16 protein-coding genes are annotated in these 17,777 nt (G+C 67.3%); 10 read left to right on the plus strand and 6 right to left on the minus strand.

Annotated elements, in window-relative coordinates:
- Positions 1–92: 92 nt before the first annotated feature.
- The gene (locus ACIRRA_RS31940; protein ID WP_402775891.1) at positions 93–1,241 is read right to left on the minus strand and encodes an RNA-guided endonuclease InsQ/TnpB family protein; all 1,149 of its coding nucleotides are present in this window, start codon (positions 1,239–1,241) and stop codon (positions 93–95) included.
- A gap of 290 nt (positions 1,242–1,531) precedes the next feature.
- Between ACIRRA_RS31940 and ACIRRA_RS31945 the strand changes: the two genes are divergently transcribed.
- Entirely contained in the window at positions 1,532–2,413 is an 882-nt protein-coding gene (locus ACIRRA_RS31945) for an LLM class F420-dependent oxidoreductase (protein ID WP_402775894.1), read from the plus strand.
- A 12-nt stretch (positions 2,414–2,425) separates the two neighbouring features.
- Here ACIRRA_RS31945 and ACIRRA_RS31950 read toward each other — a convergent pair whose 3' ends face one another.
- A complete protein-coding gene (locus tag ACIRRA_RS31950) occupies positions 2,426–2,872 on the minus strand; it encodes a nuclear transport factor 2 family protein (protein WP_402775896.1) in 447 nt (148 codons plus the stop codon).
- A gap of 649 nt (positions 2,873–3,521) precedes the next feature.
- Between ACIRRA_RS31950 and ACIRRA_RS31955 the strand changes: the two genes are divergently transcribed.
- The 6 genes from ACIRRA_RS31955 (at position 3,522) to ACIRRA_RS31980 (ending at position 10,035) form a co-directional block, all read left to right on the plus strand.
- Entirely contained in the window at positions 3,522–4,478 is a 957-nt protein-coding gene (locus tag ACIRRA_RS31955; protein ID WP_402775898.1) for an alpha/beta fold hydrolase, read from the plus strand.
- A 395-nt stretch (positions 4,479–4,873) separates the two neighbouring features.
- Positions 4,874–5,917 (plus strand): fused (3R)-hydroxyacyl-ACP dehydratase subunits HadA/HadB, encoded by a 1,044-nt coding sequence (locus ACIRRA_RS31960; protein WP_402775901.1) that lies wholly within the window; start codon positions 4,874–4,876, stop codon positions 5,915–5,917.
- A 282-nt stretch (positions 5,918–6,199) separates the two neighbouring features.
- Positions 6,200–6,850 (plus strand): ATP-binding cassette domain-containing protein, encoded by a 651-nt coding sequence (locus tag ACIRRA_RS31965; RefSeq protein WP_402775904.1) that lies wholly within the window; start codon positions 6,200–6,202, stop codon positions 6,848–6,850.
- Positions 6,847–7,623 carry an ABC transporter permease gene (locus ACIRRA_RS31970; protein ID WP_402775907.1) on the plus strand — a complete coding sequence of 259 codons (777 nt, stop codon included), beginning with the start codon at positions 6,847–6,849 and terminating at the stop codon, positions 7,621–7,623. Before ACIRRA_RS31965 ends, ACIRRA_RS31970 begins: the two co-directional genes overlap by 4 nt.
- A gap of 118 nt (positions 7,624–7,741) precedes the next feature.
- Positions 7,742–8,722 carry a hypothetical protein gene (locus ACIRRA_RS31975; RefSeq protein ID WP_402775910.1) on the plus strand — a complete coding sequence of 327 codons (981 nt, stop codon included), beginning with the start codon at positions 7,742–7,744 and terminating at the stop codon, positions 8,720–8,722.
- Positions 8,723–8,871: 149 nt separating this feature from the next.
- Positions 8,872–10,035: a polyprenyl synthetase family protein gene (locus tag ACIRRA_RS31980; protein WP_402775913.1), complete on the plus strand. Its 1,164-nt coding sequence runs from the start codon at positions 8,872–8,874 to the stop codon at positions 10,033–10,035.
- A 76-nt stretch (positions 10,036–10,111) separates the two neighbouring features.
- On the opposite strand, the gene ACIRRA_RS31985 is transcribed toward ACIRRA_RS31980, so the two are convergent.
- Positions 10,112–11,380, minus strand: coding sequence for an MFS transporter (locus ACIRRA_RS31985; RefSeq protein ID WP_402775916.1), 1,269 nt, complete (start codon positions 11,378–11,380; stop codon positions 10,112–10,114).
- 172 nt (positions 11,381–11,552) lie between these two features.
- Here ACIRRA_RS31985 and ACIRRA_RS31990 point away from each other — a divergent pair, with 172 nt between their 5' ends.
- Entirely contained in the window at positions 11,553–13,145 is a 1,593-nt protein-coding gene (locus ACIRRA_RS31990) for an MFS transporter (protein WP_402775919.1), read from the plus strand.
- A gap of 96 nt (positions 13,146–13,241) precedes the next feature.
- Here the strand turns inward: ACIRRA_RS31990 and ACIRRA_RS31995 are convergent, their stop codons facing one another.
- Positions 13,242–13,916 carry a class I SAM-dependent methyltransferase gene (locus tag ACIRRA_RS31995; RefSeq protein WP_402775921.1) on the minus strand — a complete coding sequence of 225 codons (675 nt, stop codon included), beginning with the start codon at positions 13,914–13,916 and terminating at the stop codon, positions 13,242–13,244.
- 86 nt (positions 13,917–14,002) lie between these two features.
- On the opposite strand from ACIRRA_RS31995, the gene ACIRRA_RS32000 reads away from it, so the two are divergent.
- Positions 14,003–14,737 carry a glutamine amidotransferase gene (locus ACIRRA_RS32000; RefSeq protein ID WP_402775923.1) on the plus strand — a complete coding sequence of 245 codons (735 nt, stop codon included), beginning with the start codon at positions 14,003–14,005 and terminating at the stop codon, positions 14,735–14,737.
- On the opposite strand, the gene ACIRRA_RS32005 is transcribed toward ACIRRA_RS32000, so the two are convergent.
- Both ACIRRA_RS32005 and ACIRRA_RS32010 read right to left on the minus strand, forming a co-directional pair.
- Positions 14,685–15,998: a glycosyltransferase 87 family protein gene (locus ACIRRA_RS32005; RefSeq protein WP_402775926.1), complete on the minus strand. Its 1,314-nt coding sequence runs from the start codon at positions 15,996–15,998 to the stop codon at positions 14,685–14,687. The genes ACIRRA_RS32000 and ACIRRA_RS32005 overlap by 53 nt on opposite strands.
- 242 nt (positions 15,999–16,240) lie before the next feature.
- Positions 16,241–17,275 carry a zinc-binding dehydrogenase gene (locus ACIRRA_RS32010; RefSeq protein ID WP_402775929.1) on the minus strand — a complete coding sequence of 345 codons (1,035 nt, stop codon included), beginning with the start codon at positions 17,273–17,275 and terminating at the stop codon, positions 16,241–16,243.
- 294 nt (positions 17,276–17,569) lie between these two features.
- On the opposite strand from ACIRRA_RS32010, the gene ACIRRA_RS32015 reads away from it, so the two are divergent.
- The gene (locus ACIRRA_RS32015; protein ID WP_402775932.1) at positions 17,570–17,770 is read left to right on the plus strand and encodes a hypothetical protein; all 201 of its coding nucleotides are present in this window, start codon (positions 17,570–17,572) and stop codon (positions 17,768–17,770) included.
- Positions 17,771–17,777 lie beyond the last annotated feature (7 nt).

Below are 17,777 nucleotides of genomic sequence, written 5' to 3' on the forward strand. Positions count from 1 at the left end.
TGACGTCCTCCCGGCCCTGAAGGACCGGGATTCCTCCTGCGGCGCTTCGCGCCGCTGCGGTGGGTTCCTGTTTCACCGGGGCTCGCTTTCCTTTAGACGGAAAGACTGACAGCCCCTCCGCAGGCGTTTGGCCTCTCCGCCCGTCCGGCGGCGAGGATGTTGTGTGCCGCGTTCAGATCGCGGTCGTGGGCGGTTCCACAGGTGCACGTCCATTCGCGCACATGTAGCGGTTTCTTCTCGCCCACAGCCCCGCACACCGAGCACAGGCGGGTGGACGGGAAGAACCGATCCGTCTTCGAGAAGCCACGGCCGTATCGGGCGGCTTTCTCCTCCAACATGCGGGTGAACATGCCCCACCCGGCATCGTGAACCGACTTCGCCAGGTGTGTGCGTGCGAGACCCTTCACGCTCGAGTCTTCGACGAACACCGCTTGGTTGTTGCGGATTATTCGTGTCGAATGCTTGTGCGCCCAATCCCGCCGCGTATCGGTCACTTTGGCGTGCGCCTTCGCGACCCTGATGCGGGCTTTGGCGCGGTTCGCGGAGCCTTTCTGCTTGCGTGACAACGCTTGCTGCGCCTTGCGCAGGCGACGTTCGGCTCGGCGCAGAAACCTGGGCGAGTCGATCCTCTGCCCGTTGGACAGCACCGCGAACGTCGACAAACCCAGATCGATACCCACCTCGGACTCCACCGCCGGCAACGGCCGGTCGTCGGTGACCACGACGAACGACGCGAAGTATCGTCCGGCCGCGTCCTTGACAATCGTCACCGACGACGGTTGCGACGGCAGCTCTCGCGACCAGCTGACCGTCAGCTCGCCGACCTTCGCGATATACAGTCGCCCGTTCGGGCGCAGTGTGAACCCGTTGCGCGTGAACCGGATCGACTGTCGGTTGTCCTTGCGGGACCGGAACGTCGGCGGCGCTACCCGCGCTCCCTTGCGCTTGCCGGTGACCGAGGTGAAAAAGTTGCGGTAGGCGGTGTGCAAGTCGCCCAACGCCTGTACCAGCGCGACGCTGGAAACCTCGGCGAGCCATGCCCGTCCGGGGGTCCTTTTCGCGTCGGTGATCACCAGGGTGTGCAGCGCCGAGTCCTTGATGTATGGCAACCCCGCCTCGCGGGCTCGTTGCCGCAACCGCAACCCGTCGTTGTACACCACCCGTGCACACCCGAACGCCCGCGCCAGCGCGCTCCGCTGGCCGGGCGTCGGGTAGACGCGGAAGTTGTACCGCAGCTGCACCCCCGCATCGTATCTTCACCCACCGACAAGACACTGTGGTTGCGCCACAGCCAGATTGACGCGCTGACCCAGCCCTGAAGGACCGGGCTCGCGCCCTACGCCCACTGGTCATGGAGCAAACTCCTCGCGGTGCGACCGGACCGAGCGATATCCCATGATGGCGCGCGGTCGCATCGCGCGGGCCGCATTCGCCGCAGTCCGTGCGCTGATTCGTTCCGGGCGGCTTCGCAGCGTTCGCCGCCCGGTCCCGCCCTCGAACGGTTCCGGATTCGACTGGTAGACAAGAAGTCATGGTCCTCCCTTTCCGCTTCGGCGTGAACCTGCTGGCCCCCGCGTCCCGCCCGGAATGGATCGAGAAGTGCCGTCGCGCCGAGGGACTCGGCTACGACGTCATCGGAGTGCCCGACCATCTCGGGCTGCCCGCTCCGTTCCCGGCGCTCATGCTGGCCGCCGATGTCACCGAACGGCCGCGGCTGAACACCTTCGTGCTCAATACGCCCTTCTACAACCCGGTCCTGCTGGCCCGCGACGTGGCCGGCCTGGATCAGCTCACCGGAGGGCGGTTCGAGCTGGGGTTGGGGGCTGGGTACGTGCGGTCCGAATTCGAGGCCGCTGGAATGCCGTTCCCGTCGGCGGGCGGCCGCGTCGGTCACCTCGAGGAGACGGTCACGACGCTGCGCCGCCTCTTCGCCGATCCTGAGTATCAGCCGCGTCCGGCGCAGCCTTCCGGGCCGCCGCTGCTCCTGGCCGGTTGGGGTGAGCGGGCGCTGCGGCTGGCCGCCGAGTACGCCGACATCGTCGCCTTCACCGGCGCGAGCTCGGCCGACAGCGGCCTGCTCACGCTCGCGGATGCCGACTCGACCGCGAAGAAGACGGCCTACGTGCGCGGGCTGCTCGGAAACCGCGCCGGCACCGTCGAATTCAACCTGCTGGTGCAGGGCATCGCCGCACCCACCGATCGCGAGGCCGCGGTCGCGTACCTGACCGAGCACCTGCCCTTCGGCTACACCGGCGCGCTCGAGGACCTGCCCGTACTGCTGGTCGGCACCGCCGCGCAGATGGCCGAAGCCCTGCGTGAACGCCGGGAACGCTTCGGGTTCAACTACATCACGGTGCTCGAGCACAACATGGACCGGTTCGGCCCGCTCATCGAGCTGCTGAAGGGGGAGTGACCCCCACAGGATTCAGGTGCCCGGGACCGCGTCGGGGGCGATGAACATGTAGCTCTTCTCCTCCACCCGCTGCTCGATGCGCCATTCGCCGTCCATGCGCACGAAGGTGTCGTGGTACCACAGCCCGCACAGCATGAGCTGGCGGGTGCCGTCGGCGGCGGTGACCAGCATGGGGTTGTGGCACATGGTGCGGGCGGTAGCGTGATCGCCCTCCACGCGGATGGAGGAGTTACTGATCATGTGCTGGAAGGCGGAGAAATTCGGCATGACGGTCGCGAGGAACTTCTTGGTGGATTCCACGTCGCCGGCCGGGCCGCCCATGGCGGTGTAGTCGATGTGGGCGTCGGGGGTGAAGATCTCGTCCAGCAGTTCCCATTGGTGGGTGTCCACGGCGTGGGAATAGCGGACCATGAGGTCCTCTATTTCCAGACGGTCCGAAATCTCCTGCAGGGACAGCATGGTGCCTCCGAGTGGTGCCGATAACTGTTCAGGGACGGTGGGCCAGCGTACGGCGAGGCGGGCATCGATCTTGCCGTTTCCGAAAGATATTGCGGGCGAATGAGAACCGCCGAGCTCGGCGTCACGCCAGCTGTCCGTAGCAGGGGGTCTGCTCGCTGACGACCTATCGCGCCCCACTGGCAGCTACCGGTTTCCGCACCTCACCTATTGACCGACCGCAACGACACTCGTCTGGGTCTGCGCTGGTAGATGTGGTGTTGGATCATGTTGTGGCCGAGTTGAATTCGTTGATGTCGAGGGTCGGGTCCCGGTTCACGCGTGCGGAGCCACGGGCTCGGGCACGAGAGTACGTAACGAGGTTGACCGCGGGGCTGGAACGCTAGAACGGTTGGATGCTCGCCGAACGCACGGGTGAGGTGTGGCCGCGTCGACGAACTGATCGCCACTGCCTGACAGCGTAAGGCCAGACCGCCCACCGACACATTTGCCCGATCGCGCGTGCCACTTGGGCTGGTCGGGCATGAGCCCGCCGACCCCGCGATCCCGCCACTGAGCGGCCCACTGTGGCCGGTGTCCGGCTGTACTGGGCGAAACGTGATACGCGGTGAGCCTCGGGTGGGATCATGGACTGGCGACGGCCGTCGGATCGATGAACAGGCCTGTCGCGGTCGAAAGCTTCATGAACACCCGGGTGCAGTTCGTCTTGCAATGCTCGATGTTTGCAATCGTCGGCCACAACTTCGGGAGGTTTGTCATGAGCAATGGGATCGACCGATTCGCTGAACTGTCCGAGGTCAGGATGTGCTACCGCGACGAGGGTGATCCGGCGGGGCAACCGATGCTGCTGATCATGGGGCTCAGCTCGCAGCTGATCCACTGGCCTCAGGAAATCGTCGATGGTCTCGGCGCGCGCGGCTACCGCGTCATCCGTCCCGACAACCGCGACAGCGGCCTGACCGAGTGGAAGGTCACTCCGAGCCAGTACTTCCTCAGGGCGATCGCGCGCGACACTGTCGAGTTGCTCGATTACCTGGGTATCGACCACGCGCACGTGGTCGGCGCGTCGATGGGCGGGATGGTCGCTCAGTTGGTCGCGATCGAGCACGCGGCGCGGGTACGGTCGCTGTGCTCGATGATGAGCACTCCGCACGCCAGCATCGGCATGGCCGACGGTGACGTGCTCCAGGAGCTGATGAAACCGCTTCCGCCGAATCGCGACGACGCGATCGAGCAGATCGTCGCCCTGTACACCCTCATCGGGTCGAAGACCTACGCCGAGAGCGAGCGTGAACGCCGCTACGCCCTGGCGACCCACGCCTACGACCGCGCGCGCCATCCCGAGGGGGCGGCTCGTCAGGTGACCGCAGCCGTCATCGCCCCCGACCGCACGAGAAACCTCCAGCGATTGCAGGTGCCCACGTTGGTGATCCATGGCGCGGAGGATTCGCTGATCAAGATCGTCGGCGGCGAGGCCACCCATGCGGCGATCCCCGGATCGAGCTACCTGCCGCTCGAGGCGATGGGGCATGACATTCCCGCGCCGCTGTTCGGCGAAATCATCTCGGCCATCGCCGAAAACGCCGCCCGGCGTCCCGTGGTCGTGTAAAGCCCACACCGCAACCACACATCGTCACCGGGTGGCCGACGTCAGCGGCCACCCGGTGACAGTCGTGGATCAGTTGCATCCGGAACTGCTGAGCAGTGTGCCAGCGCTGGATTGGGGCCACAGCGTCACCGCCGTCGGCCACACCGGAGCCAGTGATCGAACTGATGATGGCCGGCCGCCTCCGCCGGGGCGACGGCGGCGATCTGGTCGACGGTGCAGCGGCGTTTGCCTCGTTCGTCGTGCGGAAATCTCAAGCAACTCAATGCGTCTCGCGAACCTACGTTTGCTTTTCTCGGTGTAGCGCCGCGTCTTGTGAGAAGGTGGGGTTTCACTCGTGAATTCGGCACTGCCGGTGCCGGTTACAAGTGTGGAATAGATCCGGATGGAGGAGGGGCTTGGTGGAAGCAGCGTTCGATGTGGCTGGGCTGGTAGGGCATCGCTATCGCACAGATGACTTCTACGAGGTGGGGCGGGAGAAGATCCGCGAGTACGCGCGAGCGGTGCAGGACTTCCACCCGGCGCACTGGAGCGAAGGGGCTGCTGGTGAGCTGGGATACGCCGGTCTGATCGCGCCGACCACGTTCATTTCCACTGCCGCGATGCTGGCCAACCGCAGGCTGCTCGAGATCGTCATGACCGGCTACGACGTGGTCGTGCAGACCGATCAGGTTTTCGAAATGTACAAGCCGGTGCTCACCGGCGACCGGTTGGTCAGCGATGTCGAGCTGTCCTCGACACGTCGTATCGGGGGCAAGGACCTGCTCACCATCACCAACACTTTCACCGACCAGACCGGTGACATCGTGCAGATCATGCACACCACCGTCCTCGGCCTTACCAACGAGGACGTCAACCCCGACATCAGCGACACGATCGAGCGCGTCATCATGAGCGGGCTCGACACGACCTCCCCAGCCACCGCCGCTGCGGCCGACGTGGACGCGCCGCTGGTGACAGAACCGGATTCGCGGACCACTGCCCGTCTTTCGCCGATCTCACGCACGCGCATCCCGCGCACCGTGTTCCGCTTCGAGGACATCGCCGTCGGTGACGAACTTCCCGCTCGGTCCGTGCGCCTGACCCGCGGCGACCTGGTGAATTATGCCGGGGTCGCCGGGGACGCGAATCCCATTCATTGGCATGACGAGATCGCTGTGCTCGCGGGTCTTCCGGATGTGATCGCTCACGGCATGCTCGTGATGGGCTTGGGGGCGGGATTTGTCACCGAATGGCTCGGTGACCCGGGTGCGATCATCCGATATGGGGTCCGGCTGTCGAATTACATGGTCATCGAAGCCGCCTCCGCTGGAACGGTGGAGTTCACCGGACGCATCAAGTCTGTCGATCCCGACACCAGAACGGCTGTCATCGTCATCGTCGCGAAGGCGGCCGGCCGCAAGGTTTTCGGCCTCGCCACCGCGGATATCCGACTCGCCTGACCTCCGCCACGACAGCTCGCGCGCTCTCGACCCCTGGGCATGATCTACCAGCAGGCCGGCAACGGACCATGGAGCCCAGATGTCATCTGACGCAATAACATTCATCACTCATGAGGCTCCGGTGCGGCGACCGGAGCTGCCTGTACAGCCATGGTCGACCTCGGGTCATTCGGATTCCCGAACATGAATGAGCAGATGTGGCTGAAGCAAGTCGACGAGCACCCTTCCCGAGTAGGCGACCCCGCCCCGCGCCGCCGATCCGGAGTGGGGCAGGGTGAGGCGGTGCCCAGCATTGTCTTGGACCGGGTCAGTCTCGGCCATGGATCGACCTCGGTACTCGTCGAGGTCGATGCGACCTTCGCGGCCGGGCGGTGCACGGCCGTGGTCGGACCGAGCGGGGCGGGCAAGACGACCCTGCTGCGGCTGCTGAATCGGTTCGGGGAACCCGACAGCGGCCGGGTACTGCTGGACGGGATCCCGGTGACCGACCTGGATGTGCTGGCGTTGCGTCGGCAGGTGGGGTTGGTGCCGCAGCGGCCGGTGCTGCTCACCGGTACGGTCGCCGAGGAGGTGTGCGTGGGGCGGGCCGTGGATTCCGAGCGCGTGAGCGAATTGCTCGGGGCGGTCGGTTTGCCCGACGGGTTCGCGGTGCGCCGCTGCGCCGAGCTGTCCGGGGGTGAGGCACAACGGGTTTGTCTGGCGCGGGCGCTGGCGGTGGAGCCGCGGGTGCTGCTGCTCGACGAGCCGACCTCGGCGCTGGACGGGGCGTCGGCGGTGGCGATCGGCGCGTTGATCCGGGCGCATGTGGCGGCCGGCGGCAGTGTGGTGCTGGTCAGCCATGATCCTGGATTCGTGACCGAGGTGGCGGACGAGGTATGGACGCTGGCCGCCGGGCGGCTCACGCGTGGTGCGGAAGCGGAGAATCAGCCATGACCCAGGAACTTTCGGTGCCCGACTGGACGGGCGTCGGCGCGTCGCTGGTCCTGGTCGCGCTGGCGGCGGCCATCGCCTACCGGCAGCAGCTGCACCTCACCCGCGAACTGCTGATCGCGGCGGCCCGGGCCGGCGTGCAGCTCGTCGCGGTGGGCGCGATTCTGCTGATCCTGTTCCGCCACACCGGATTGCCGGGCGCGCTGGGCTGGGTGGTCCTGATGATCGTCATCGCCGGGCAGGTGGCCGGGCGACGAGGGGCGGGGCTGCCGCACGCGACGCGTTCGGCGACCATCGGCGTGGCGTTCGGCGCGTCGATCACCCTAGGCGCGCTGATCGCGCTCGGCATCATCTCCACGCAGGCGCGGGTGGTAGTGCCGGTGGGCGGCATGATCGTGTCGTCGGCGATGCAGTCGACCGGAATCGCTCTGCGCCGCTTGGTCGAGGACGCGCGCCGGGCCCGCGATGCCGTGGAAGCCCGGCTGGCACTGGGCCTTTCGGCGTACCAGTCGTTCCTGCCGAATCAGCGTTCGGCGCTGCGCACCGCGCTGATCCCGGCCATCGACTCGACCAAGGTGGTCGGTCTGATCAGTCTGCCGGGCGCGATGACGGGTTTGATTCTGGCGGGCGTGGACCCGCTGACGGCCATCCGCTATCAGATCGTCGTGATGTACATGCTGCTCGCGGCCACGACCCTGGCCGCTCTGGCGGCCACTCGGGTGGCCGAGCGAACCCTTTTCGACGGTGCGCAGCGCCTGGTCCGACTGCCCGACTGACAACCGTCCGGCTCACAGAGTCCTGATGAGTGAGATTTCAAATGCGAGCTCAAACGTCTGAAATGCCGTTATCGTTACGATGTTCTCCGTAAAATGCTTGGGGGATAGGTAGTTTCGCATGGAAGCAAGCGAGTTCTTCATGCCGTTCGACGCCGCGGGTGTCAATCCGGCGGAGCCGGAAGCCGAAGCGGGGATGTGGTCCTGGCTGGAGGCCTACGGGCTGGTCCCCACCGAGCCCACCCGGCGTCGCATGGAACGCACCCGCCCGGCGCGCATGTACGCCCTGTGGTGCCCGAACGCGAAGGCCGACGAGCTCACGCTGCTGAGTCAGTACACCGCATGGGCTTTCATCGTAGACGATCAGTTCGATATCGAAATCCCCGATCCGCGCAGGTGTCTGGAGGCCATTACCGCTATCGAGGCCGTATTGGAGGGTACGACAACACCTTCCAGCGTGCTGGCGGTCGCATTGGCCGAGCTGTGGCCGCGCCTGTGCCACGGCCGGTCGGCGGTCTGGCGGCGGAGCGTGCGCCGGGAGATCCACGACTGGCTGTGGACCTACTACACCGAGAGCGTCGGCAGACTCTCGGGCAATCTGCCCGACCTCGAGACCTACCGCGCACATCGGCGAGACGGCGTGGCGCTGTTCGTGTTTCTCGATATCAGCGAACGCGCCGAGGGCGTGGACCTGTCCGCCGCCGTCCGGCACCTGCCCGCCATGCGCAGCTTGCGCACGGCGGCCGTGGAGCACATGGGTCTGTTCAATGATGTGCTGTCGGTCGCCTCGGACGAGGCCTCCGGCTACCTCTACAACTCGGTACTGCTCGCGCAGTATCATCACGGATACAACAGAGCGCAGGCCCGACGACTGGTCAACGGCATGCTCTCCGAGTGCGTCGAGCACATGATCGAGGCGGTGCAACGCCTGCCGACCGAGTTCGACGACGCCGGCCTCACCGGCCGTGAACGCGCGGACGCCCTGGTCACCGCCCAGAACTACACCGTCTATGTACGTGCCAACCACGACTACCACTATCAGGCGGCCCGCTATACGAGTGCACCCGCGGAGGCGCTCGAGCACGGCCTGCCACTCACCTGAAGCAGCAAACCTACCGGCGTTGCCGAAATGAAATCCGCAGGCAACCCCCAGGTTTCAGACTGTGATGGACCATGAGCTTCTTCTGAGCATGGCTGCCCAGCCGCCACCGGGTGGCTGCGGCAACCGTGTCCGAGCGAGCGGGGCCGATTATGCGAGCGTCGAAACCGATCCGATTCACCGTGGGACACCACGCCGAGGGCAAGCGCCGATGGGGACTGTCCCGCCCGGCCGCAGCCGCCCTGGCCGGGCATGACGAAACCTGCGCCCGCGCACCCGAATCCATATCCCGCCCGCTCGACGCGGGCACCGAGCGGAGAGCCCACGGACGCCTGTCCGAGGCGCGGGTCGCCATCGAGCCGGTGCTGCGCTCGGCGGTCGGGGCGCTGGCCGAACCCCTGGATGTGATGGCCGGGTACCACTTCGGGTGGTGTGATCCCGAAGGGAAAACGGTCACCGGCGCGCAGGGCAAGGCGCTGCGCCCGGCGCTCACCTTCGCCGCTGCCGCGGCCTGCGGCGGTGAGGCCGAGGAGTCGGTGCACGCCGCGGCGGCCGTCGAACTGCTGCACAACTTCTCACTCGTCCACGACGATGTCATGGACACCGATCCGTTCCGGCACGGCCGGCCGACCGTCTGGCGCGTCTGGGGCGAGACCAATGCGACACTGCTCGGCGACGCCCTGCAGGCGGTCGCGCTCGGCGTGCTGTGTGACGGCGCTCCCGAGACCGTCACCTCCGAGGCGGTCATCCGCCTGGTCGAGGCCACGGTCACGTTGTGCCGGGGCCAGTACGCGGACTGCGCCTTCGAGACCCGGCCCACCGTCAGCGTCGACGAGTATCTGGCCATGGCCGCCGGGAAGACCGGTGCGTTGCTCGGCTGTGCCTGCGCGCTGGGCGCGCTGTGCGCCGGAGCCGACCACCGCGTGGTGTCGGCCATGCATACCTTCGGCATCGAGATCGGGCTCGTGTTCCAGCTCGTCGACGACTTCATCGACATCTGGGGCGATCCGGACGTCACCGGAAAACCGGCGCACAGCGACCTGATTCACCGCAAGCAGTCCTTCCCGGTGGTGTGTGCCCTGGAATCGGGTACCGCGGCCGGTCGTGAACTGGCCCGCCTCTATCACGCCCGTCATCCCATGACCGCGACCCGCGCGGCCCGGGCGGCGGACCTGATCGAGCAGGCGGGCGGCCGCCAGCGCACCATGCGCCGCGCGGCCGCCGCCCTGGACGCCGCGTTCGCGGCCCTGCCCGGTGATCTCGCCTCCGACGATCTCACCGCCCTGGCCCAACTGATGGCACACCGCGATCACTAGATGGCTGCGATCACCCAGGCGCAGAATCGATTCCGGCCGCCGCGCCCGGTGCTCCCGAACCTTCGGATCGGGAGCGTCAACCCGATGTCACCGGCGCGGTGGCGGGGCTGTCGGTGGTCCCGAAGCGAATCCCCTTGGCCTCCTTGCCGATCGCGGTCAGGATGGCGACGGCCAGGAAGACGGGGACGGCCGTGATCGCCAGGGCGAACGGGTAACCGTGGGATTCGGCCAGGCGCTCCTGGATCGGCAGGTTCAGTGAGGCCATCAGATTGCCGAGCTGGTAGGTGACGCCCGGATAGAAGCCGCGGATGGCGTCGGGCGACATCTCGGTGAGGTGCGCGGGAATAACGCCCCAGGCGCCCTGGACGGCAACCTGAATCAGGAACGAGCCCAGGCACAGCATGGCCGCGGTGCGCGAATAGGCGAACAGCGGCACGATCGGCAGGCCCAGCAGGGCACAGAAGATGATGGTGTAGCGACGGCCGTAGCGTTGCGAGAGGCTGCCGAAGACCAGGCCGCCGATGATCGCGCCGATGTTGTAGATGACGGCGATCCACTTGGCGGTGGCCGTCGACAGGCCCGCACCTCCATGCTGGGTGGCGGACAGGAACGTGGGGTAGATGTCCTGGGTGCCGTGGCTCATCCAGTTGAAGGCCGTCATCAGGATCACCAGGTAGACGAACCGGCGCACGATGACCGGGTTGGTGATGATGGTCTTGAACGAGGTGCGCGTCGAGACCAGGCGCTCGCGGGTGGACTCCCACACCTCCGATTCCCGTACGCGCGCCCGCAGAATCAGAATGATGAGGGCGGGAATGATGGACAGCCCGAACAGCCAGCGCCATGACAGATCGAGCCAGTTGGTCACCAGCAGCGAGGCGAGCGAGGCCAGCAGGTAGCCGAACGAATACCCTTCCTGCAGTAGGCCGGAGAAGAAGCCACGACGCTCGACGGGGATCTTCTCCATGGCCAGTGCGGCGCCCAGTCCCCATTCACCGCCCATGCCGATGCCGTAGAGCATGCGCAGGATCACCAGCACAGTGAAGTTCGGCGCGAACGCGCACATGAACCCGACGATCGAATACAACCCGACGTCGACCATGAGCGGAATCCGCCGCCCGACCCGGTCGGCCCACAGTCCGAACAGCAGCGCGCCCACCGGGCGCATGATCAGCGTGGCCGTGGTGATGAACGCGACCTCGCTCTTCTGCATGTGGAAGCTCTTGGCGATATCGGCGTACACGAACACCACGAGGAAATAGTCGAAAGCGTCCATGGTCCAGCCGAGCTGGGCGGCGATGAAGGAGTTGCGCTGGTCTGGGGATAGTCGGGTGCGTACCGCCATGGTGCTGCGATCCTGTCCTCGGGAACCGTTCCGAGCCTGTCAATCTTGCGCGTCCCGAACGAACTCCGCTGAGATTTGCCGGAATTGGAGCCGTGGCGGGGTGCGGCCCCAACCGTTCGGCCGATCGCGAACGGACGCGCCGATGCCGGGACAGATCCGTACTCTCTGACGGATGAGCACACCCTCGGCGACCTCACCGTGGACACCCTTGCGTATCAATACTTTCAGGGCCCTGTGGATCGCCTCGATCGCCTCCAATGTCGGATCCTGGATGCACCTGGTCAGCGCCTCCTGGCTGATGACCACGCTGACCAGCTCGGCCGCCCTGGTGGCATTGCTGTCCACTGCCAGTGCCCTGCCCAGTTTTGTGCTGGCCCTGCCCGCGGGTGCGCTCGCCGACATCCTCGACCGCCGCCGCCTGATCCTGTTCACCCAGGCGTGGCAGCTGGTGGTGGCGGCACTCCTCGGCGCACTCACGCTGTCGCACAGCGTGAATCCGGCGCTGCTGCTGACCGCGACGCTGCTGCTGGGCACCGGCGCGACGCTCGGCATGCCGGCCTTCAGCTCGATCACCCCCGAGTTGGTGCCCGCCGCACAGCTGCCCGCCGCGATCAGCCTCAATTCGGTGGCGATGACGGCCTCGCAGGCGATCGGGCCGGCCATCGGCGGCGTGCTGGTGGCCGCGGTCGGCTCCGGCGGTGTCTTCCTGCTCAACGCGGCGTCGTTCCTGGGAGTGCTTGCGGTGGTGTATGTCTGGCGACGCCGCCCCACCGCGACAGCACTGCCGCCCGAGCATCTCACCACCGCCATCCGCACCGGCCTGCGCTATGTCGCCAATGCGCCCGAACTGCGCGCGGTGCTGGTTCGCGCCGCCGCCTTCGTGCTCTGCTACGGCGCGCTGCCGTCCCTGCTGGCCGTGGTCACCCGCGTGCGTCTGCATCAGACGGCGACCACCTACGGTCTGCTGCTCGGTGTGCTCGGGGTCGGTGGCGTGTGCGGTGCACTGGTGCTGCCGCGGATCCGACACCGCTATTCCCCCGATCGGATCGCACTGGCCTGCAGCCTGCTCTACGCCGCCTGCCTGCTGACGCTCGCGCAGCTGACCGCCTTCCCGCCCGCGCTGCCGGTGCTGTTCCTCGCCGGCATGGCGGGCATGGGTGTGATGTCGACGCTCAATATCGCGGCACAATCGGTGCTGCCCAGTTGGATTCGCGGCCGTGGACTGGCGGTGTTCCAGCTGGTGTTCCAGCTCGGCTTCGCGGTGAGTGCGGCCGGCTGGGGTGCGGTGGCCGGCACCACGGGACTGCCCACGGCACTCACCGCGGCCGGGGTGGCGCTCGCGGCGCAGACGGCACTGGGCCTGTGGTTCCGGCTCGCGGCCGCCGAGCAGATCGACGTCCAGTCCGCGCACGTGCTGGAACCGTACGTGCCTCTGTCCCTGGCCCCCGATGACGGCCCGATCATGCTCACCGTCGAATACCGCATCCCCGCCGAGCACCTGGCCGACTTCCATGCCGCCATCCCCGACCTGCGGCGTTCCCGCCGCCGCGACGGGGCCATGCACTGGGCGATGTACTCCGATCCGGTCGACCCGGACCGTCACGTCGAGACCTTCACGAGCCCGTCGTGGGTGGAGCACGAGCGCCTGAGCCAGCGGGTCACCGGGACGGACGCGCTTGCGGTGCAACGGATTCGGTCATTGCACGTGGGCGAGGAGGACCCGGCGCTGCGGGCGCTGGTGAGCGATCGGGTGCATCGGGGCTGAAGGCAAAGGTAGGGGTGAAAAACAAAGTACGTGTAACCCAGGGTTACACGTACTTTGGCTTTTCGGAAGAATTCCTGATGAGATAGCCGAACTGTATCAGAGCCTCCGGATGCGTGCCATCCAGGCCGCAACATCGACCAGGCCCGCGGGGGACACCTCGAGGCCCACCGCTTGATCGGCGACGGTGGCGGTGACCCGGCCGCGGTAGCGGGTGGGTTCCAGGCTTTCCAGTTCCCAGCCCGCGCCGAAGGATGCCCGGATCACCGTGTCGCTGATGCGGGGGCCGAAGCCGGGTTCGGCGTCGGAGAGCGCCAGGACGTGGACCACGCCGCCGGGCTTGCAGACCGCGTGCAGGCTGCGGACGTAGGCGGCGCGGGCCTCGGGTTCAGTGCCGAAGACGTGGAACAGGGCACTGTCGACGACGGTGTCGAAGGCGGGTGCGGAGCCCGGAGGATCACCCGCGAAGTCGGCATTGCCGCCCAGGGCGAGGGCATCGGCGACCTCGAGCCGGACGGCCGGGACGCCCTGGGCGGCGGCATTCGCGCGGGCGTATTCGATTGCGCTGGGGGAGAAGTCGACGCCGAGGACGTCGTAGCCCAGGCGGGTGAGCAGAATGGTGTGCTCACCCGCGCCGCAGCCCGGCTCGAGGACGCGGCCGCTGATCTCACCGGCGCGTTCCAGTGCCACGATGGCGGGCTGAGGTTCGCCGATCACCCAGGGCGCGGTGTCCTCGTCGTAGACGGTGTTCCAGGTTTCTACTGGTCGAGTCATGGTTCCACCCTGCAACCTCGAGCGCACTCGAGGTCAATCCCCGCATAGCTCCCAACCGGAGCGGACCGACCGCCCACAATGTGGACATGCCCAAGTCTTGCCTGCTGCTGCAGCTGCGACCCGAGCAAGCGGCGTCCGATCAGGAGTACGGGGCGATCCTCGACGCAGGCGGGCTCACGGCCACGGACGTGATGCGGGTCGAGATGAATCGCGGCATGCCCGATCTCGAACTCGAGAACCACTGGGCGGTGATCGTCGGCGGCGGGCCGAGCAACCTCAGCTACCCCGAGACCAAGAAGTACGACTACCAGCGGGTCTTCGAACCCGAGCTGAAGAAGCTGCTCATCGAGATCGTGCGCCGCGACGTCCCGTATCTGGGCGCGTGCTACGGGTTGAGCATGCTCGCCGACGTGCTGGGCGGGCTGGTCGGCAGCGAGCGCTACGGCGAGACGCCCGGCGCGACGACCATCGAACTTACCGAGAACGCGGCGAAAGACCCGCTGCTGCACGGGCTTCCGGAGACGTTCCGCGCCTTTGTCGGGCACAAGGAGTCCTGCCAGGACGTACCGCCGGGTGCGGTGCTACTCGCGCGTTCGGCTGTCTGCCCGGTACAGGCGGTGCGGGTCGGGGAGAACGTCTACGCCACCCAGTTCCATCCCGAACTCGACGGCCAGGGCCTGGCGCTGCGCATCGAAATCTATCGGCACGAGGGCTATTTCGACCCGAGTGAGGCCGACTCCCTGACCGAACTCGGGCACCGCGAGCACATCACGGTGCCGCAGGAGATCCTGCGGCGCTTCGTCGCCCGATACCGAGCGTGAGGACGGGGCCGACCCGCGCGGAACCGCGCCGTGCCAGCACGGCCGTGGCGGCGAACAGGGCGAGCGTGAGCCAGATGTAGGCGTTGTGGCCGAGGACCGCGAAGGGGCCGTGGTTCGGGAGGTCGAAAACGCTGCCGTAGTGCAGGTCCAGGAGATCGAAGACGCCGCCCGAGCAGACGAGGAAGACGGCGAGCAGGCCCGCCACGGTCGGGAGGGAGCGGTGGCGCAGGGCGAGATCGGCCAGGTAGATGAGCAGGGGAGCCAGCCAGACCCAGTGGTGGATCCAGCTGTACGGGGAGACGACGGTGCTGGTCAGACCACACAGGACCACGGCGGGAAGTTCACGGCCGGTGACCGAGAGACGGCGGGCCAGGATCAGGCAGACCACCGCGATGGCGAGAGCAGCTGCGGCCCACAGCAATTGGATGCTACCGGCCGCGCCCAGGGTACGGGCCAGCATGCCACGCAGGGATTCGTTCTGCGGGTTCTCGGGGACACCTACCCGGGCAGGGTCGGCGAAGGCGCCGCTCCAGAACGTCAGCGAATCCTTCGGCAGCACGGCCAGGCCGATAACCATCGTGGCGACCAGCGCGCCGGTGGCGGTGGCGGCCGCCCGGAATCGATGAGTGACCAGCAGGTAGACGATGAAGAACGCCGGGGTCAGCTTGATGCCGGCCGCGATACCGGTCAGCACGCCTTTGCAGCGAGAGGAATCGGGCAGCGCCATATCGGCCAGCACCAGGAGCAGCAGCAGGATATTGACCTGCCCGAAGGCCTCGGTCTCCCGGATCGGCTCACACAACAGCAGCAGACAGGCAGCAGCCGGGCCCACGATCAGCATGCGGCGGTCGCGCCGATAACCGAGCACCGACAGTGCCGCCCAAACAGATCCGGTGAGCATGGCGAAATTCGCGAGTCCCCCGGCCCAGGTGAAGACCGACCCGTGCAACCACGCCAACGGCACGAACATCAGCGCCGCGAACGGGGTGTACACGAACTCCCACACCCCGCGCGTGTGCCCCCGCAACGGGGTGTCGTACACCGAAACATCGTGCACCACACGGTCTGCCGCGATCTGATACACGCCGAGATCGACCAGGTGCAGCATCGCGCGCGGCGCGGCCAGCACCTGACCGAGGTAGTACCACCCGGCCAGTCCACCCAACACCCCTACCAGACACACCACGACCAGCGGCATCGAGCGCCACTGTGGCGCAGCCTGATTCGTGGCCATCACCTGTTCGGCCGTCGACAACGGCATCCACACACCCCCGCTTCCGGGCTTCCGATTGCCCGCCCCACCGTAGTGACGGGCCCACCCGATCGCCACCCGGCCCCGGCGCGTGCGGACCGTCCCGGAGTGTCGAAATTGCCGGTTACGACCGGTCGATGCGCGGCTATCGGTCGTGCCGATCGGGCGCTGACCTCGGCCGAGGCGCGCCGATCACACCCTGGCCGGCCGCGCACCGGCGTCACGGGGCGTTGTCTCCGACGCGCCAACGCTCAGGCACGAAGTAGGACCTTCAGGGATAGACGGTCGTCCATGGCGCGGTAGGCGGCGGGGGCGTCGTCGAGGGGGAGTTCGGTGTCGAAGACCCGGCCGGGGTCGACGGTGCCGTCGAGGACCGCCGGAAGCAAGGTCTCGATGTAGGCGCGGGCGGGTGCCGGGCCGCCGGTGAGGGTGATGTTGGGGCCGAAGAGGTCCCATCCGACCGGGGCGTCGTCGTATTGTGGGAGGCCGACGCGGCTGATCACGCCGCCCGGGCGGACCACGCCCAGGGCCTGCTCGTAGGCGGGCATGTGGCCGACCGCTTCTATGACGACGTGGGTGCCGTCGCCCCTGGTCAATTCGCGCACCGCGGCGATGCCCTCGGTGCCGCGCTCGGCGACCACCTCGGTGGCGCCGAATTCGCGTCCCAGATCGGTGCGCTCCTTGTGGCGGCCCATGAGGATGATCCGGGGTGCGCCCAGCTGCTGCGCGGACAGGACACCCATGAGGCCGACCGCGCCGTCACCGATCACGGTGACCGTGGTGTCCGCGGTGACCCGGGCCTTCACGGCGGCGTGGTAGCCGGTGCCGTACACGTCCGACAGCGTCAGCAGCGAGGGGACCAGCGGCGAGTTCTCCTCGACGGGTACCGGGACGAGGGTGCCGTCGGCGAGCGGCACCCGCACGGCCTCGGCCTGGCCGCCGCGTACGTCCCCCGCGTTCCAGAAACCGCCATGGCGGCAAGAGGTTTGCAGGCCCTCACGGCAGAAGTCACAGGTGCCGTCCGACCAGGCGAAGGGGGCAATGACGAAATCACCCTTCCCGATCGTGCGGACCTCACTTCCGACGTCCTCGACGATGCCGACGAACTCGTGCCCCATCGATTCGCCCCGCTCCGAGGCGGGCATGTTGTGGTAAGGGTGCAGATCGGAACCGCACACGCAGCTGCGGACCACACGGACCAGGGCGTCGGTGGGGTGCTGGACGGCGGGATCGGGAACGTCGATGACGCGGACGTCACCGGCACCGTACATGTAGGTCGCTCGCATGAGACTCCTTCGCTCCGTACCGATTTCGGTCAGGGTTGCGGGAAGTGCGCGGCAGCAGTCCGGCCCTTCCCTGTGGGCGGGTTGGTCTGGCGTTCCATGCGCTCTCCTCCGATCGAAGAGATCGCCATAGCTGATTATTTGCCACCTGCCGATTCCACTGCCGGCCGACCCGGTCGACCCCGGTGGTTCCGGGGGTGCGGTGATCGCGGGCAGTCCCGCGTTCACGGCGTTGCGGAAGAACAGCGAGTTGAAGCTCTCCGCCACGGCCTGTCCACGGTCGGGCGGGTGAACATCATGATGATGGCGCAGGTGCATCGCATCGCGGATCTGAGCGCCATCCTCGGCAGAATTGCCACGGCACTGACCGATGCGGTCGTCGTCGACCAGCGCCTCGTGCTTCGGGCGTTCAAGTCATGGGGGCGGCTGCTCGACAGTTCGGGGCGCGCGGCCGGTGTGGTGCCGGTCAACCCGTGGGCGGCGGTGGCGGACGCCTGAGGGGTGC

Origin of the sequence: Nocardia sp. NPDC101769 (assembly GCF_044766925.1) — a bacterium.
GTDB lineage: Bacteria > Actinomycetota > Actinomycetes > Mycobacteriales > Mycobacteriaceae > Nocardia.

Coding starts and splice junctions, on each gene's coding strand:
- ACIRRA_RS31970 (WP_402775907.1), top strand. CDS start 6,847: ATGACCCAGGAACTTTCGGTGCCCGACTGGACGGGCGTCGGCGCGTCG.
- ACIRRA_RS31995 (WP_402775921.1), bottom strand. CDS start 13,916: ATGACTCGACCAGTAGAAACCTGGAACACCGTCTACGACGAGGACACC.
- ACIRRA_RS31990 (WP_402775919.1), top strand. CDS start 11,553: ATGAGCACACCCTCGGCGACCTCACCGTGGACACCCTTGCGTATCAAT.
- ACIRRA_RS32005 (WP_402775926.1), bottom strand. CDS start 15,998: ATGCCGTTGTCGACGGCCGAACAGGTGATGGCCACGAATCAGGCTGCG.
- ACIRRA_RS31945 (WP_402775894.1), top strand. CDS start 1,532: ATGGTCCTCCCTTTCCGCTTCGGCGTGAACCTGCTGGCCCCCGCGTCC.
- ACIRRA_RS31950 (WP_402775896.1), bottom strand. CDS start 2,872: ATGCTGTCCCTGCAGGAGATTTCGGACCGTCTGGAAATAGAGGACCTC.
- ACIRRA_RS31980 (WP_402775913.1), top strand. CDS start 8,872: ATGCGAGCGTCGAAACCGATCCGATTCACCGTGGGACACCACGCCGAG.
- ACIRRA_RS32000 (WP_402775923.1), top strand. CDS start 14,003: ATGCCCAAGTCTTGCCTGCTGCTGCAGCTGCGACCCGAGCAAGCGGCG.
- ACIRRA_RS32010 (WP_402775929.1), bottom strand. CDS start 17,275: ATGCGAGCGACCTACATGTACGGTGCCGGTGACGTCCGCGTCATCGAC.
- ACIRRA_RS31975 (WP_402775910.1), top strand. CDS start 7,742: ATGGAAGCAAGCGAGTTCTTCATGCCGTTCGACGCCGCGGGTGTCAAT.
- ACIRRA_RS32015 (WP_402775932.1), top strand. CDS start 17,570: ATGATGATGGCGCAGGTGCATCGCATCGCGGATCTGAGCGCCATCCTC.
- ACIRRA_RS31985 (WP_402775916.1), bottom strand. CDS start 11,380: ATGGCGGTACGCACCCGACTATCCCCAGACCAGCGCAACTCCTTCATC.
- ACIRRA_RS31955 (WP_402775898.1), top strand. CDS start 3,522: ATGAACAGGCCTGTCGCGGTCGAAAGCTTCATGAACACCCGGGTGCAG.